Source organism: Streptomyces sp. TSRI0107 (assembly GCF_001905845.1).
Taxonomy (GTDB): Bacteria; Actinomycetota; Actinomycetes; order Streptomycetales; family Streptomycetaceae; genus Streptomyces.
Map to the genome: position 1 here is coordinate 282,558 of NZ_LIVZ01000013.1, position 15,386 is coordinate 297,943.

12 protein-coding genes and 3 pseudogenes are annotated in these 15,386 nt (G+C 69.9%); 9 read left to right on the forward strand and 6 right to left on the reverse strand.

The genetic code is table 11. The features are described from left to right. Positions 1-40: 40 nt before the first annotated feature. Genes AMK31_RS32030 through AMK31_RS32040 form a run of 3 tightly spaced genes read left to right on the forward strand, consistent with a single transcriptional unit; the run spans position 41 to position 3,064 of the window. Complete coding sequence (locus tag AMK31_RS32030; RefSeq protein ID WP_073944196.1) at positions 41-958, forward strand: SGNH/GDSL hydrolase family protein; 918 nt, start codon at positions 41-43, stop codon at positions 956-958. 11 nt (positions 959-969) lie between these two features. Beyond that, the gene (locus AMK31_RS32035) at positions 970-1,167 is read left to right on the forward strand and encodes a hypothetical protein (protein ID WP_073944197.1); all 198 of its coding nucleotides are present in this window, start codon (positions 970-972) and stop codon (positions 1,165-1,167) included. A gap of 16 nt (positions 1,168-1,183) precedes the next feature. Next, positions 1,184-3,064, forward strand: a complete 1,881-nt coding sequence (locus tag AMK31_RS32040) for a carbamoyltransferase family protein (RefSeq protein ID WP_073944198.1) — start codon at positions 1,184-1,186, stop codon at positions 3,062-3,064. Positions 3,065-3,210: 146 nt separating this feature from the next. On the opposite strand, the gene AMK31_RS32045 is transcribed toward AMK31_RS32040, so the two are convergent. Continuing rightward, a complete protein-coding gene (locus AMK31_RS32045; protein WP_073944199.1) occupies positions 3,211-3,837 on the reverse strand; it encodes a class I SAM-dependent methyltransferase in 627 nt (208 codons plus the stop codon). An 843-nt stretch (positions 3,838-4,680) separates the two neighbouring features. On the opposite strand from AMK31_RS32045, the gene AMK31_RS32050 reads away from it, so the two are divergent. Next, positions 4,681-5,136, forward strand: coding sequence for a VOC family protein (locus tag AMK31_RS32050; RefSeq protein ID WP_073944200.1), 456 nt, complete (start codon positions 4,681-4,683; stop codon positions 5,134-5,136). A 459-nt stretch (positions 5,137-5,595) separates the two neighbouring features. On the opposite strand, the pseudogene AMK31_RS32060 reads toward AMK31_RS32050, so the two are convergent. Next, positions 5,596-5,937: pseudogene (locus AMK31_RS32060) on the reverse strand (IS110 family transposase); the annotation flags it as partial. Positions 5,938-6,042: 105 nt separating this feature from the next. On the opposite strand from AMK31_RS32060, the gene AMK31_RS39325 reads away from it, so the two are divergent. Next, on the forward strand, positions 6,043-6,339 hold the full coding sequence (locus AMK31_RS39325) for an SPASM domain-containing protein (protein WP_079187021.1): 297 nt from the start codon (positions 6,043-6,045) through the stop codon (positions 6,337-6,339). A gap of 154 nt (positions 6,340-6,493) precedes the next feature. Here AMK31_RS39325 and AMK31_RS42460 read toward each other — a convergent pair. The 4 genes and pseudogenes from AMK31_RS42460 to AMK31_RS32085 form a co-directional block, all read right to left on the reverse strand. Then, positions 6,494-6,688: pseudogene (locus AMK31_RS42460) on the reverse strand (hypothetical protein); the annotation flags it as partial. Beyond that, a complete protein-coding gene (locus AMK31_RS32075) occupies positions 6,689-7,780 on the reverse strand; it encodes a hypothetical protein (protein WP_073944201.1) in 1,092 nt (363 codons plus the stop codon). A gap of 178 nt (positions 7,781-7,958) precedes the next feature. After that, a pseudogene (locus AMK31_RS32080) lies at positions 7,959-8,737 on the reverse strand (transposase family protein); the annotation flags it as partial. Between the two features lie 299 nt (positions 8,738-9,036). Continuing rightward, positions 9,037-9,435 carry a DUF6234 family protein gene (locus AMK31_RS32085; RefSeq protein WP_073944202.1) on the reverse strand — a complete coding sequence of 133 codons (399 nt, stop codon included), beginning with the start codon at positions 9,433-9,435 and terminating at the stop codon, positions 9,037-9,039. A gap of 1,563 nt (positions 9,436-10,998) precedes the next feature. Between AMK31_RS32085 and AMK31_RS32095 the strand changes: the two genes are divergently transcribed. From AMK31_RS32095 to AMK31_RS32110, 4 genes are all read left to right on the forward strand, one after another. Next, positions 10,999-11,469: a hypothetical protein gene (locus tag AMK31_RS32095; protein ID WP_143204281.1), complete on the forward strand. Its 471-nt coding sequence runs from the start codon at positions 10,999-11,001 to the stop codon at positions 11,467-11,469. Positions 11,470-12,045: 576 nt separating this feature from the next. Then, the gene (locus tag AMK31_RS42330; RefSeq protein WP_338013059.1) at positions 12,046-12,594 is read left to right on the forward strand and encodes a class I SAM-dependent methyltransferase; all 549 of its coding nucleotides are present in this window, start codon (positions 12,046-12,048) and stop codon (positions 12,592-12,594) included. Beyond that, entirely contained in the window at positions 12,542-13,162 is a 621-nt protein-coding gene (locus tag AMK31_RS42335) for a nucleotide triphosphate diphosphatase NUDT15 (RefSeq protein ID WP_338013060.1), read from the forward strand. The genes AMK31_RS42330 and AMK31_RS42335 overlap by 53 nt, the downstream gene beginning before the upstream one ends. Positions 13,163-14,002: 840 nt before the next feature. Continuing rightward, the gene (locus AMK31_RS32110; protein ID WP_073944205.1) at positions 14,003-15,286 is read left to right on the forward strand and encodes an extracellular solute-binding protein; all 1,284 of its coding nucleotides are present in this window, start codon (positions 14,003-14,005) and stop codon (positions 15,284-15,286) included. Positions 15,287-15,386: the final 100 nt, after the last annotated feature.

Genomic DNA, 15,386 nt, shown 5'->3' on the forward strand with positions numbered 1-15,386 from the left:
TCACCACAGCCACACAGCGCACCCACGGGAGCCCCCAGCGATGACGTCACCCCGCGCCGAGTTCACCCCGCACATGGAGCACTACACCTTCGTCCTCGAGGACCAGCCCTATCTGGGCTACTTCCAGTACGGCAACGAGAAGACCCCGGTCTACACCACCGACCGGCACGGCTTCCGGGTCACCCCGGGCCCCGGCGAACTGCGGGCGACGGTCGGCGACGACCGCCCCGACGGCCCGGCGCGCGTCCTCGCGGGCAGCTCCGCGGTCTTCGGCGTCGGCGCCACGAGCGACGCGGCCACGATCACCGCCCGCCTGTGGAACACCCACGCCCCCCGGCTGCCCTGGCTGAACATGGCCGGACAGAGCCACAACTCGGCACAGGAACTGCTCCTGTTCACTCTCTTCCGGCACGAACTTCCGCCGGTCGAGGACATCGTGCTGCTCTCCGGGGTCAACAACCTGGTGCTCAGCCGGCTGCCCGAGGACAAACAGGGCCGCCACGGCGCCTTCTTCGACTGCGGGCCCGCCCCCGACGTCGTACCGCCACCCGACCAGCGCGTCACGCACGCCACGGAACTGACGATCCGGCACCTCAGCGGCTGGAAGCTGCTCGCGGACGCCCTCGGCGCACGCCTGACCTTCGTGCTCCAGCCGCTCGCGCCCTGGGTGCGCGAGGAGCCGCTGCCCCGCGAGAAGCTGCTCTTCGACGAGCTGGACGAGGTGTCCAACTTCCGCCGCTTCCACAACGACATCTCCACCATGGCGGTCGGCCGCGCCTACGCGCGGCGGCTGGCCGACGGATGTGCCCGCCTCGACGTGCCCTTCCTGGACATGAACGTGGCACTCGGCGAAGCCGCCGGACCTGAGGACTGGCTGTTCATCGACCGCGTGCACTGCACCGACCTCGGGTACGACCTGGTGGCCCGGCAGCTCGCGGACCGCCTCGACCTGGCATGAGGAGCCCCTCCATGCGCGACGACAGCAGCGCGGCACCCGCGTCGGCGGCACGCCGCCTCGCCTCCTGGCTGCGCGACCGGGGCCGCCCCGTGCCGCCCGCCGACGCCCAGCCGGACGACCAGTCCACCACCGCCGAACCACCGGCACCACCGCCGACCCGGCTGCGGCCGCAACCCGAGGACGACGCCTCCGTCTACCCGCTGTTCTGACATGGGGAGGACCGACATGGGCACCGCGCGCGCCGACCGCCGCGGCACCGGCGGCGCGGAGCGCCCGGTCCTGGGCATCTCCGCCTACTACCACGACAGCGCCGCCGCTCTCGTGGCCGACGGCGTCCCGCTCGCGGCGGCGCAGGAGGAGCGCTTCACCCGGCGCCGCCACGACTCCGGGTTCCCCGCGCACGCCGTCGCCTCCTGCCTGCGCGAGGCCGGGCTGCGCCTCGACGAGCTGGCGGCGGTGGCGTTCTACGAGGACCCGGCGCTCAAGTTCCGCCGCGTGCTGGCGACCTGGCTCGCCACGGCACCGCACGGCTTCCCGGTGTTCCGCCGGGCGTTCCCCCAGTGGGCCGGCTGGAAGCGGCGCGCCCTCGACGACGTACGGGCCCACCTGCGCGAACTGGCGCCCGGACAGACGCTGCCGCCGGTGGTGGCGTACCGGCACCACGCCTCGCACGCCGCGTCGGCGTTCTTCCCGAGCCCCTACCCGTCGGCGGCCGTGCTGTGCGTCGACGGCGTGGGGGAGTGGGCGACGACCACCCTGTGGCACGGCCGCGGCACCGACCTCGTCCCGCTCGCGGAACTGCGCTTCCCCCACTCGCTCGGCATGCTCTACTCGGCGTTCACCTACTTCTGCGGCTTCAAGGTCGACTCGGGTGAGTACAAACTGATGGGCCTCGCGCCCTACGGCACACCGCGCTACGCGCCGCTCATCCGGGAGCGGCTGATCGACATCAAACCGGACGGCTCCTTCCGCCTCGATCTGCGCCACTTCACCTTCCAGTACGGCCGGACCATGGTCGGCCGGGCCTTCGAGGAGCTGTTCGACGGCCCGCGCCGCACACCGGAAGGCCCGCTCACCGAGCGGGAATTCGACCTGGCGGCGTCCGTGCAGCAGGTGACCGAGGAAGTGCTGCTGCGGCTGGCCCGCACGGCACTGGAACGCACCGGCGAGCGGCGGCTGTGCCTGGCCGGCGGCGTCGCCCTCAACTGCGTGGCCAACGGCCGCCTCCTGGCCGACGGCGTCTGCGACGAGCTGTGGATCCAGCCCGCGGCCGGGGACGCCGGCGGATCCCTGGGCGCGGCCCTGGCCGAGTCGCACCGCAGGGGAGCGCCCCGAGCCCACGTGGCCCGCGGCTCGGACGCGATGGCGGGGTCCCTCCTCGGCCCCGCCCACTCGGACCGGGAGATCGCGGAGTTCCTGACCGACCACGGGTACCCCGCCGTACGGCTGCCGGAGCGGAAGCTGACGGAGCGGGTCGCGGCGGAACTCGCGCGGGGCAGGGTGGTGGGCTGGTTCCAGGGCCGTATGGAATTCGGGCCACGGGCTCTCGGCAACCGGTCGATCCTCGCCGACCCCCGCGATCCCGCCACCCAGTCCACGCTCAACCTCAAGACCAAGTTCCGGGAGTCCTTCCGCCCGTTCGCGCCCGCGGTGCTCGCCGAGGACGCCAAGGACTGGTTCGACCTGGCGCAGGAGAGCCCGTACATGCTGCTCACCGCGCAGGTCGCCGCGGCCCGGCGACGCGAAATCGAACCCCCGGCTGAGGGAGTGAAGGGCCTGGACCTCCTGCGCGTGCCGCGCTCCACGATCCCGGCGGTCACCCACGTCGACGGCTCGTCCCGCGTCCAGACGGTGACGGCCGAGCACAACCCGCGATTCCACGCCCTGCTCACCGCCTTCCGGGACCGCACGGGCTGCCCGGTGCTGGTGAACACCTCCTTCAACGTGCGCGGGGAACCGATCGTGCGCACCCCGCAGGAGGCGTACGCCTGCTTCATGCGCACCCGGATCGATCTCCTGGTCCTCGGCGACCACCTGCTGGACAAACGGGACCAGCCCGAGTGGCGGGAGGAGGCCGACTGGCGTGCGACGATCCCGATGGACTGAACGGCTGCGACACCTCGGCCTGGCCACGCTGTACTTCGCGGTGGTCACTCCGGCCGGACTGTGCGCACGGGCGGTGCGGGACCCACTGCGGCGCTCCTGGCACGACCACCGGGCGAGCTATCTCACCCGCTCGGACAGCCCACCGCTCACGGATGGTCCGGACGCGTCGCCGAAGTGAGCACGACGCGCCGCGTACCAAGGACATGCACGCGGGATTCGGCCCCCGTGAACCCACACTCCGTCACCAAGGCACTCGCTTCCTCCGCTGTGCGAGGCAGCGGGACATCCTCGGCGAGGAGCCGGGAGAAGCGTTCGGAGGGCCGAAAGTGCGTAGCGAGCGGCAGACTGAAACCCACCCGGCCCCCCGGACGCACCGCCCGCCGCCAGTCGGCCGACGCCCGGCGCCCCAGGAAGTGCAGCGAAGACGCGCACAGCACGAGGTCCAGCGAACCATCGGCAACCGGCAACGGCACGGCATCCCCGACCCGCCAGTCGATCGCCGTGTCGGGCACCAGCCCGGCGGCACGGGCCCGGCCCACCGCGATCATCCGGGACGACAGGTCGACGGCGAGAACGGGCCGCGCGGCCCGCTCCCGCCCCCGCGCGAGCTGCACGGCAACGGCCCCCGCCCCACACGCCACGTCGGCGACCGCACCGACCGCTCCGGGCCCCACCCACGCGATCAGAGCCCGCGCGATCTCCTCGTGATGCCCGTGGTCGTAGCCGTCGGCCAGATCGTCGAAGACCCCAGCGAGCGTTGCGCTTCGTGTCACGTCGTGATCCTAGCCAGGTGTCGGCCGCTCGATGGTGCAGGACTCGGTCTCGGGGCAGCGGGCATCCTCCGCACTGCGCGCCGCCGCACAGGCGGCCACCGTGCTGGGCGGATGAGGCCGCCGGGCTCCGGCCACGCCCGCGGCCGTGGTCCGACGTCGCCGACCCGAGGCTCTGCTCGGTCTGCGCGAGTCGCAGCGGATCGGCGCGAGCGAAGTAGCCCTACCACTTGTCGGCCCCGGCTGTTGCCGAGGACTTCGCCAAGGACGCGCTCACCAGGAAACGGGTCTCACTGGGATGTCGCACAGTCCGGACTTCGCCGCTGACGAAACTGCCGTCGGGGTGGGCGTGCGGTCGATGGCGGACTTCTTGGCCAGCCGACTCCGCACTCTCGCCTGAACCGCAGCATCCGAACCTGTGGCGGCCGGCCGCCACACCTCACCGGTACGAGGCCGGAAATAGGCCCAATAGGTGGCTGTTGCCCCCTCGCCCCTGCGCAGGAGCGATCTCACGTCCGTTGGGGGGAGAGGACCATCGGCAGTGCACCGGATTCGCAGCCACTGGCGATGCGCACCGCCAGGACGGGCAACACATCCACCGGCAGCACCCGCATGAGCCCCGCCGGGGCCAGGGTGGAGTGCAATGAGCGCATCCGATGCGCACGAACCCGATTGCCCGACATACCCTGGGCGACGGTTCAGGATTCTGCGCCAGGCGGCAGAAGTGCGGCCTGTCCGACTGCCTTAACGTGCTGCTGCGCGAGTGTGCTCCCAGACAACCAGCCCACCCTACGGGCCTGTTGCGGAAGCCGATCGTCTGTCAGACCTACCTGGGATGCTCCGAGCATGGAGATGACAGTGCAGCTGACGATCGACTGCTCCGATCCGCAGAGAATGGTGACTTTCTGGGCCGAGGCCCTGGGCTACGTGCCTGAGCCTCCGCCGGGCGGGCACGCCACGTGGCGTGCCTACTGGGCGGCGGCGGGGGTGCCCGAGGCAGAGTTGCCGGCCGGTGCCGGGGATGTTCCGGAGTCGATCATCGACCCCGCGGGGCGTGGACCGAGGGTGTGGTTCCAGCAGGTTCCGGAGCCGAAGGTCGCCAAGAACCGGTGGCACTTCGACCTCAAGGTCGGTGGGGGCCGTGACGTCCCCCTGGACATCCGCACACAGCGCGTCAAGGCTACGGTGGAACGGCTGGTCAAAGCTGGTGCCACAGTGCTGCGGATCAAGGACGAGCCAGACATGGGGCTCTACGCCGCCGCCATGCAGGACCCCGAGGGCAACGAATTCGACATCGTCTGAGGGCCGTTGCGACGGTGCTGGTCGCAGCCACTCGTTGATGGCTGCGACCGGCACGCGCGTCGTAGCGGAAGGCGAACTCGTCGAACCTCGTGGCCATGGCCCGGTGGCGCTTGAGCTGGTTGCCGCGTAGGTGGAAGGACGAGGACGGCTCCTCAACCCTAGGCGCTGCGCGGTGCGTGGCAGAAGTTGTCCTGGGGTGGGTGCGCTGTCTGCTGAAACTGCGGTAAAGTGGATCTTGAGCGCACCGCTGGATTTGCCGGTGGTGAGTTGTGCGTTGGTGGTCCAAGGAAAGACGCCCCGCTTCCTGCGGGGAGATGCAGGTGCAAGGCCTGCCCGGCGCTCCACGAAGAAGACCCCCGGACCTGCTGTTCAGGACCGGGGGTCTTCTCGCATCTGATCGCTGAGGGTGTCCATCCGCCCTGATGCGAGCAACGGCCTCCGGGTTGAAGCCCCCGATGGAGCCTGGGCGGCGAACGCGGCGTGGAGGAAGGCCCGTTCGAGCTGCTTGTTCCCGCGCTTGGATGGTTGTTCTCCGCGGTTCGAGGGCCCGGAACTGCTGGTCGCCGGGGCGAGACCGGCGTAGGCGGCGAAGTGGCTCGCGGTCCGGAAGGTGCTGCGGTCGCCGATCTCGATCAGGACGCGGGCTCCGGTCCTGACGCCGGCTCCCGGCATCGATGTCAGGACGCTGGAAAGAGGTGGGCCCTCCAGGAGTTCCTCGATCCGCCCGGCCAACAGTGATCATTGGTTGAGCACCGCCATCAGCGAAGCGGCCGGGCTCGGGGCGATCAGCGCAGCTGCCTCGCGGTGCCGGGTGCGGGCCTCCGGGAGCGCGTCAGCGGATGCCCCCGGCCGTCCGAGGTACGGGAGTTCGGACGGGCGAAGGATCTCCTCGGGCAAGAATCGAGCATGTCCGGCCTGTGCGGATACTGCTGGAGCGGAAAGCTGGCCGTCGCCCCGGACGGAAAAGTCTTCACGTGCGTCATGGCACGGGACTGGCCGGTAGGTGATGTCCTCAGCCAATCGCTCGGCGAGATCCTGCAGGGCGCCGAACTCGCCCAGGTCCGCCGCGAAATCCACGAGACGGTGTGGTTGCCGGCCACCGCTGGCGACGAGCGCTGCCCCCAGTCCTGCGGACCGGACCTCTCCTGCCCGTGCGACCCACTGCTCTGCGAAAAGTGCTGCGGCCCCACGCACCTGCAGTGACCGGACATGGCTCGTAGTGAAGACGACCCTGGAGCGGCCCCGTACTCTCGTACGGACCGCCCATGCTTCGAACAATGCCCTCACGCTTTCCCATCCTGGCCCCGGGGTGAAGCGCGCCAGCAAGAAGGGCTGATCGCAGCCGTACTCACTGACCTCACCGGCCAGGACGCCCCCCCCGCAATAGCTGCCACTGACGGGTGGGCTCGGTGTAGTGCAGGACGAGGGAGGCCTGCACGATCGCGGTCGCGCGGCGAGGGCAGCAGCGCTGCTTGGCCAGGATCCTCCCGGCCTTGAGGATGGCGACGACGCGTTCGCCGAGTGCCAGGGCCGTGGCGTGGAGCCCATTGACTCATTCCGGGTGCGGCAGGTTCCACAGGTGGAGGGTGGTCTGGTCCTTGGAGACCGTGTACCAGGCGCCCTGCCCCGCCGATCGGGGAGGTCCCGAGACAGGGAAGGGGTAGGCGATCCGGCCGCGCACCACCATCGTGTGCGGGTCGACAAACCAGTGGCGGGGGTCCTCCACAAAGTCCTCGGTGCCGACCACGGCGGTGTCGTCGTAGGGGAACGCCGCCGCCTCGTAGTCCCACCGAACACGGTCGTCGTCCGAGCTTGCGGGAAGGGGCACGGCTTCGTCAGCGTCCAGATGCCGCAGTTCGATGCCATCCTCCGCCCGGTGCAGGTAGAGGGTCCACTGCCCCAGGTCCGTGGTCAGGAAGTGCTCCCCGGACGGACTCACGGCGAGGAGGACTTCCTCGACGAACCGCTGGACGGTGAGGTTCGTGCCGTCCCAGTGTCCCCACAGTACGGGCGAGTTCTCCTCACCCTCGCCGACCGTCAGCCCCATGTAGGCCGGGTTCGGATGGGGGAAGTGGAGGGAGCCCGATCCCACGGTCATCGTGTCGGCCCGGGTCAGTACCGTGCCGTCGGCGGGGTCGAGGATCAGCCATTCCTCGTTGACGTCGCGCCCCGCGCGGTTGCGGACGTGTGCCCACAGGAGCTTGCCGTCCGCGGAGAATGCCGCCGAGCCGAGGTCCGCGTGGCCGTGGTGGTAGTCGTCGGCGTACTCGGAGAACGAGGCATGGGCCCCGGTGCACACGGCGGGGGACCAACAACCGTGCCGGATCTCCCACCGCACGGCACCGGTCGAATCCACGGCTCGCAACGCGTGCACGCCGGCGAACACGGCAACATCACCCGTGGGCGAGACTGCCACCGAGCCGTACCGGCGGGGCCAGGGCGCGGGGAAGCGGATCTCTGTCCCCTCCCCGTCCAGGTCGCGGACGGCCAGCTCGGTGTCCCCGCGCTGCACCAGCAGCCTGCGCTTGGGCCAGTGCAGCACCTGGGGGGCGTCCGCCGATGCGGGGTCGAGCGGGGCTGCGGCGGTGGCCACGAGCCCGGCAGCGACCTGGGTGGGACCCCCGTGAAGAGCATCGTTCGGCATCGTCGCATGCTTTCACACTCGTCGGATGGTGCAGCTGACCTGAAGTCGCCCGCTTTGATCAGCTTTTTGCATCGGGTCTTCGGTCTTACTTTGCGAGCCCCGGCATCCGGTACGTTGCCGTGAGTAGGAGCCGGTTCACCTCGAACAGCGCCGCCAAGGAATCACTGAGCCGTCTTCCTCCTGAGTAGCGGCTGGTCTCGACCTGGTGCAGGACGAGGACGGCCCGCACGACCGCGGTCGTGCGGCGGGGGCAACAGCGCAGCCGGGCCAGGATCTTCCATGCCTTGAGCGTGGCGATGGCCCGTTCGCCGCGGGCCCGGATGCGTGCGTGTGCGCGGTTGACGGCCTTCTGCCGGCGGGACAGTTTCGGCCGGTACCGGTGGCGCTTTAACGGCGTGCGCACGCTCCCACCGGCTGCCTGGTAGCCCTTGTCTGCGAAGGTCATCACGTCGGCGATGGTGAGCGCGTCGATGATGCCGTGAGCGCGGGCGGCGCTGAGGTCGTGGGAGGCGCCGGGCAGCGCTGGCGAGGCCCAGACCAGGCGACCTACTGCGTCCGCGATGACCTGCACGTTCATGCCGTGCCGCTTATGTTTTCCGGAGTAGTAGGGCTTCTGGTCGGCTACACGGTCGATCGGGATCAGTGTGCCGTCGAGGATCGCGTGCGCCAGCTTGCGGATACGGTCCATGACGGTGTCCAGGTCGTCCGCGGCTGCGGCGAGCAGGTCGACGGCTTCACGGACGTAGCGCCAGGCGGTGGTGCGCCGATGCCGAACCCGGCTGCCAGGCGGGTGTAGGTGTCGCCGTTGCGCAGGTGAGCGAGGGTGAGCAGGGCCTGTCGGCCGGGGTCGAGGCGTCGCCACCGGGATCGACGCTGGTGGCGGTGGTTGCGGATGCGCTCGGCAAGGTGGTTCAGGGTTCGGCTGGGCAGCGGGATCGTGGCGGGGTAGGACAGCACGGCGAGGCTCCCGGTCGGGGCATCGGATCTTGACCGACTGCTGTCTTACCTGGAGCCTCGCCCTCATCGGTCTCTGGGTCCCCGACGCCCACCGTGACCAGCATGATCACGATGAATAGGGCTCAGTGCATAACCGTCTGGCCAAGCACTTCACATTGAAACGATCAGTAAGGTTCCGAGTCGCCTCGAACGCCCGTCGCTGGCCGACGACGTCGCGGGCATCTTCGGTACGTAGATGCAGTGGTTCCGCAGTACGTCGGTAACAGGGGACGATGCGGCTCGATCCGTGCCCGGCGATCTCAGCAGTTCGCGCTGTAGCGGATGCATCCGGGTGGCGAGGTGTGGCTGTCATCCCACTCTTGCTGCGCCGCTGTGAGCGATCCGCCTGCCAGGAGGGCCACCAGCAGGTGTGTGATCACCGTCCAGCGGGCACGGAAGAGTGCCGCGAGAACTGCCAGGACGAGTACGGCGATCAGCAGCATCCGTACCCGCCCGATGTGCGCGAGGCCGGCCGCGTCGATCCGTGCTTGCTCGCCTTGTGCTGCCCATACCTCCAAGCCGTAGCCGTATGTCCAGTCCAGCACGAGCCACGCGGTCTCCAGCAGGAACAGCGGAATCGCCAGAGCAAGGTCCACGCCCAGGCGTGTTCGATGCGCCCAGGGGCGCCGGCGCACCTGGGCCGGAAGGGCGTCAGTCATGGGTGCAGGGTGCCGCGGCCGGTGGTGATGCGCATGAGTACCTGTACTCAACTATGGCCAGGCGGAGCGGCAGATGGGTGGGCGGGTGACGGTCCGCTGCGCACCATTGCCGGTGCCCTCACCAATGCGAGCCTGGGTGCCGGCCGTACGGGGCAGGGACGTATGAACTGTGGTCGTCGGCTTGCCCAGCGCCGAGAGCGGCCTGAGCGTCCTGACCGTTTCTCCTCGTCGGCGGCGCGTGGGTGGTAGGAAGAGGGCGGCTCCCCTACCCCAGGCGTTGCGCGGTGAGTGGCAGAAGTTGTCCTGGGAGAGGGTGCGCTGTTTGCTGCGACTGCGGTATTATGGATCTTGAGCGCACCGCTGGATTTGCCGGTGGTGAGTTGTGCGTTGGTGGTCCAAGGAAAGACGCCCCGCTTCCTGCGGGGAGATGCAGGTGCAAGGCCTGCCCGGCGCTCCACGAAGAAGACCCCCGGCCCTGCTGTTCAGGGCCGGGGGTCTTCTTGGCTCCGGCCGCTGGGGGAGTGTCTGCCCGTAGTCGTTGCGGTTGTTCTTCGGGAAGTGGGTCTGGCCGTCGAGATTGTCGCGGCGCGGGCTGTGGATGGAGCGGCCGCTGAGTCGCGTCCCGCCCTGACCCGGTCGGCGGGCAGCGTCTGCGTCAACTGTCCCGCCCAGAGCCCCGACCAGTTGGACGGCTGCTCCTTGGCGCCCGATGTTCAGCACGCCCGCCGCGTACCCGATTCATTGGCGAGGACCCCTACCTCGTCAAAGTCTGTGACGGCCCTGCCACCCAGATCGTCGTCTCCGACCGCTCGACATGGGCGAGGAATGGATAGCCAAATCCCGGGAGCATCTGATGGCCGCCAAGGCCGCTCTCGGCCTTGGCGTAGAGGTTCACCCTGGCACAGGCACGTGACCGCGAGCTCGCCCGCTCTGCGCCGCAGGGCCGCCGCACCGTCACCCTGGGCGGCCATGCCCCATGCCAGGGGCGAGACACGGCCAGCCGCTCACGTGAGCCGACGGCGGTCTTGCGACCCCTCCCAGGCGCCGGTGCGGGCCAGCACGGCGACGCGGACCTGGCACGGCCGCTCGGCGGTGGCGCCGGCGCTTCAGCGGTGCTTGATGCCGGCTTGGGCGGCGGGGGCGAGGGTGGGTTCGGTGACGGGAGCGTCGCCCGTAGGGACCCCGTCATGTCGAAGCCCCGTGCGAAGCCGCCCGCGAAGGGGGCGTGAGCGGGCCGGTCACGGCATGGAGGGCTGTGCGGCGAAGACCACGGCGGAGCTGGAGCCGCCACGAGGAGCGCGCGGGGACCCAGGGTGGGCGGGCCGTAGCGGAGATGGCTCTCGGTATCAGTGCCGACAGCCACGTTGTGCGGCGGGACGATATGACCGCGGGGCGCCTGGAGGAGGGGCGGGGCTCGGTGTCAGCGCTCGATGTCGGCCAGCGAGGCGGCCGCGTCCCGGTCCTGGCTCGCCGCACTTTGGCCGGCACAGCGAACGACCGCGGCCGCGGGCGGGGCGGGAAATCGATTGGCGGCGGCCGTGCCTGCGTCTACCGTCGCCCGTGATGGAGATGTCCTTCCGGAAGCTGCCGGACAATCAGCATGAGATTCTGGTTCGCGCCCGAAAAGGGCCGGACGTCAGGTTGCCTGCCCAGCCCGTCGGCCCGAACATGCCGCACGACCTGGTCCACGCCGTCGTGGAGACCGCCCTCGGCATCAATGACGGCTTCTGGGGGGCGATGGCGCGCGGGGCCACTTTCCAAGGGTTCGAACTCCTCACGCCGGGTCGGCATCGCCGCTCCGGGATGAAAGTGCTACGCCGGGGCGGCGACGCGGTGATGGCTGCCGAGCTCTCTGTGAACTGGGCCTACCGGGTGTGGCGGGGCCTCTCCACGGAGGGGCGCGGCGTCGGCCCAGCTCCCCTGGACTCGGACGCGCTGGCCAGGACACTACCGCGCCTGAACGCAGCCGCCACCCGCTGGACCGCAGTCCCCCAAGGCGGGGAACTCCTCTGGCGCTGGGGCTCAGACCACTAGAAGGAACGGGGTGGTGAGGCTGCACAGGATGGTGGTGCTGCCGATCCGACGCACCGACTCACCTGGTCACACACCGCTTCACCGCCACCCTGCATCGCCTTACCCCTAAACGGCGCCTACGCTCGCGCCGCCCGGGTCGGCTCCAGGAGGAGCACGGGTTGGCTATTCCACTCATCGCATGAAGCCCGAGGAATGGATCGCCCAGCACCCTGGCACGCCCCGGGCCTACGTCAAGCCACTGCAGGTGAGGCTCAACCCGGACCACGGCGTAAGGGTGCGGGGAGCTGGACGAGAGATACGACTTGGTGTGCTCGCACGGTGCTCGCACGGTGCTCGCGCGGCAGGGGAAAGGACCACCTATCACACCAACGTCGACCGCCTCGTACAGAATTCCGTCAGCAGCGCCTATACCGCGAAAGCTGGTCCGGCTCGTCGCTGACCGCCAGGTTCTCAGGCAGGATGGAGAGCGGGAGGGCTGGAGCCGCCCTTGGAGCGGGCTGGAGAACGCGATGGCGTCCGGTGACGAGTGGGACGACGCGACGAGGCGGCTCGGTGACGAGCCCGAGGGGGGACGCGATGACGGCACCCGACGCACCCGGTACGGCTGATGCCGAGCAGGTGAACGCCGCGATGTGGCACACCTACGGAGCGCACCACCTCGACCGGGCCACGCCCCTGCCCGAGGTGGACGAGATCGCCTGGGGCCCGGCGGGAACAGGGCCGGGGGACGCCGTCCTCGGCGACCTGAGGGGCCTGCACGTGCTGGACCTGGGCTGCGGCCCGGGCCGGCACGCCGCTCACGTCGCCCGCACCCATCACGCCACCGTGGACGCCGTCGACTTCTCACGAACTCAGATCGCCCGCGCACGGGCGCGCTATGGCGACCTGCCGGGCCTGCGATTGATCCAGGCCGACGCCGTCGGGCACCTGCACGCTTCGGCGCCGTACGACGTGATCTACTCCCTGTCCGCCGTCCACTTCATCGACCCGCACCGGTTGCTGCCAGCCCTGGCGGCGGCCCTCAGGCCTGGCGGACGCCGGGCACATGTGGGTACTCACGACAAAGCTGTGGATGGACCTGCTCGCGCAGCACGGGCTGCGCACCGAGGAGGTCACCGTGCTTGACGCGCCCGAGGAGGGCAACCAGGCCTCCTACCGGCTCTTCCAGGTCCGCAGGCCGGCCCGGATCACCTCTCGTCCCCGTACTGCCCATCCGCCGGTCGCACACGCGGCAGTCGGCGTCGGCGCGGTGCTGGTGGGACCGCGCGGTCTGCTGCTCGGCCACCACCGGAAAGGGACCGTCGAGCTGCCTGGCGGCACAGTGGAGCCGGGCGAGTCGCTGGAGGAGACGGTCGTGCGCGAACTGGCCGAGGAGACCGGCCTGCACGCGGACCCGGCCGACGTGCGTCTGCTGGGCATGCTCCTCGACCAGGTCGGCGACGTCGTCCGCATCACGTTCGGCGCGCTCGTCACGCGGTGGAGCGGGGAACCCGCCGACCAGCCGGGCGAGCAGGTCGGCGGCTGGGGATGGTGGCCGCTGGACGCGTTGCCGCCGGACCTGTTCGAGTGCAGCGCCCAGATCCTGACGGCCTGGCGTCCCGACCTGCCCATCGACCATCCGCCCGCCCGCTTCACCCCCTTCGGGCAGCCACAGGACGCCGGTCAGGGCACCGCCGGTCAGGCCGGGACGTAGTCCTCGGTCCGCAGCCGTCGACGAGCCGTCCAGTCCTGCCGAAGAGCGTGGCGACCACGTGTGCGTAGGCTTCGCGAAGCTGGCCTGCGCGGTGCTTGATGCGGGCTCTGGCGGCGAGGGCGCAGTCGGCGCCTCCAGCCCATCCGCCGCAACGCGGTGCCCCGCTTCCTGCGCCCGGCCACGTCCGCGTAGAACAGTGCTGCCAGCCCCCAGACCTGTGCACGCAGAACATCGCAGGCCGGTCCGGACGCGGGCCAGCCTGCGGCAGGTAGGCGGCGTCGCCCGACCGGGGCCCGTCCGCGGTGAACGGCTCGTCGAGGTCGGCTTCCCGCAGCTTACGACTCTTGGGGTCCAGGGTGGAGGACCGGACGAGCCCGGCGTTGAAGAACACGAGAGCGCTCTCGTCCCTCGTCGGGCAGCGTCAGTTCGTGCGTCTCGAAGGGGGCGGAACACAGGCGAGCCGCGGTCCGTGGACCGTGCCGTCGCGGCGGACCACGACGGGCGGGAGGTAAGCGGCCGAGCAGGTCGAGCACCTAAGAGTGACGGGGGCGGGTACGGCGTGCTTCGTCGTTGATCGTCTGCGGCTGCTTCTGCAGAGGCGCGCCCGCGACAAGCTGGGCCGACGGGGCAGAGCGGCCCGGTCAATGCTCCATTAGGGCGTCGTGTTGGACGCTGAGGAAGGTTCTACGCGCGTCGTCGTCGGTGCCGGAATATGGGATAACACCAGCCCTGAAGGCCGCAGTTGGAGCAATGGCCACAATCTTGGAACGAGGGCCGTAATACGTCCTGAGTCGGGAGAGAATTCCGGCCGCACCGTCCCAAAAGCAAGAGGAAACATCCGTGCGACCAAGACTCTTCGACGCGACCGCCTCCATAGCCGCATTCGGACTGCTGGGCCCACTCGTCACCGCCTGCGGCTCGTCCGGGAGCGACGGCGACAGGACGACGCTGCGTGTGGTGGCCGCCGAGTACGGCGACAGCCCCGCCACCAGCTCCAAGGCGTACTGGGACAAGCTGACCACCGCCTTCACCGCAGCCCACCCCGGCAAGAAGGTCGAGGTGACGCTCTACCCGTGGGCCGATGTCGACCGCGAGGTCACCCGCATGGTCGAGGAGGGCAACGCCCCGGATGTGGCCCTGATGGGCGCGTACTCCGACTTCGCCGCGGAGGGCCGGCTCTACGCGGCCAGTGAGCTGCTGACGGTCAGGGCGGAGTCGAATTTCCTGCCACCGCTCGCCGAGGCGGGCTCGGTCCGCGACATTCTTTACGGCTTGCCTTTCGTGGCCAGCAGCCGGCTGCTCTTCTACAACGAGGAGCTCTTCGAGAAGGCCGGGGCGAAGCCGCCCAAGACCTGGTCGGAACTGAGGGCCGCGGCCCAGGCGCTGAAGGATTCGGGCGTGCCGTACCCGTACGCGCTACCGCTCGGCCCTGAGGAGGCGCACGCCGAAGCCCTGATCTGGGAGCTGAGCAACGGCGGGGGCTACGCCGACGACAGCGGCGGCTACAGCATCGCGTCCGAGCAGAACACGCAGACGTTCCGCTGGATCAAGGACAACCTGGTCGCGCCCGGCCTGACCGGCCCGGTTCCGCCGGCCGAGCTCAACCGGCAGGATGCCTTCGCCGCCTTCCTGCGTGGCGAGGTCGGCATGCTCAACGGTTATCCCTCGCTCCTCCACGAGGCGAGGGCGAAAGGCATCAAGGTCGGCACGCTGAGCATGCCGGTGTCCGACACCCTGAGCGACGAGCAGGTCCCGCCGTCCGTGGGCGTCGCCGACTGGATGATGGTCTTCAAGCACGAGGACAATCGCGAACTGGCGGGCGAATTCCTGGAGTTCGTCTACAAGGACAAGAACATCAACGAGTTCGCCGGGCGCTACCACCTGCTGCCCTCGACAGTGACGGCGACGCAGACCTCCAAGGACGCGGCGGCGGACCCCAGCGGCGAGAAGTTCCTGACCGCACTGCGCACCGCCCGGCTCTACCCGGTCAACGAACCGTCCTGGCTGCAGGTCAGCAACATCATCAAGCGCAACATCGGCAAGGCCGTCGCGCCGTCCGCCGACCCGAAGGTCGTGCTGGAGGACATCGCCCAGCAGGCTGAGGAGACAGCGAAGGACGAGTAGAGGGGGTGTCCTGTCGATCAGCCAGCCTGGATCGGCGAGACATCCCCTAGGGCGTGTCCGCAAAGTGGTTGGCGCGTTGGTCTGTTCGTGGTGCGTCGTC

Coding starts and splice junctions, on each gene's coding strand:
- AMK31_RS32030 (WP_073944196.1), top strand. CDS start 41: ATGACGTCACCCCGCGCCGAGTTCACCCCGCACATGGAGCACTACACC.
- AMK31_RS32035 (WP_073944197.1), top strand. CDS start 970: ATGCGCGACGACAGCAGCGCGGCACCCGCGTCGGCGGCACGCCGCCTC.
- AMK31_RS32040 (WP_073944198.1), top strand. CDS start 1,184: ATGGGCACCGCGCGCGCCGACCGCCGCGGCACCGGCGGCGCGGAGCGC.
- AMK31_RS32050 (WP_073944200.1), top strand. CDS start 4,681: ATGGAGATGACAGTGCAGCTGACGATCGACTGCTCCGATCCGCAGAGA.
- AMK31_RS39325 (WP_079187021.1), top strand. CDS start 6,043: ATGTCCGGCCTGTGCGGATACTGCTGGAGCGGAAAGCTGGCCGTCGCC.
- AMK31_RS32075 (WP_073944201.1), bottom strand. CDS start 7,780: ATGCCGAACGATGCTCTTCACGGGGGTCCCACCCAGGTCGCTGCCGGG.
- AMK31_RS32085 (WP_073944202.1), bottom strand. CDS start 9,435: ATGACTGACGCCCTTCCGGCCCAGGTGCGCCGGCGCCCCTGGGCGCAT.
- AMK31_RS32095 (WP_143204281.1), top strand. CDS start 10,999: ATGGAGATGTCCTTCCGGAAGCTGCCGGACAATCAGCATGAGATTCTG.
- AMK31_RS42330 (WP_338013059.1), top strand. CDS start 12,046: ATGACGGCACCCGACGCACCCGGTACGGCTGATGCCGAGCAGGTGAAC.
- AMK31_RS42335 (WP_338013060.1), top strand. CDS start 12,542: ATGGACCTGCTCGCGCAGCACGGGCTGCGCACCGAGGAGGTCACCGTG.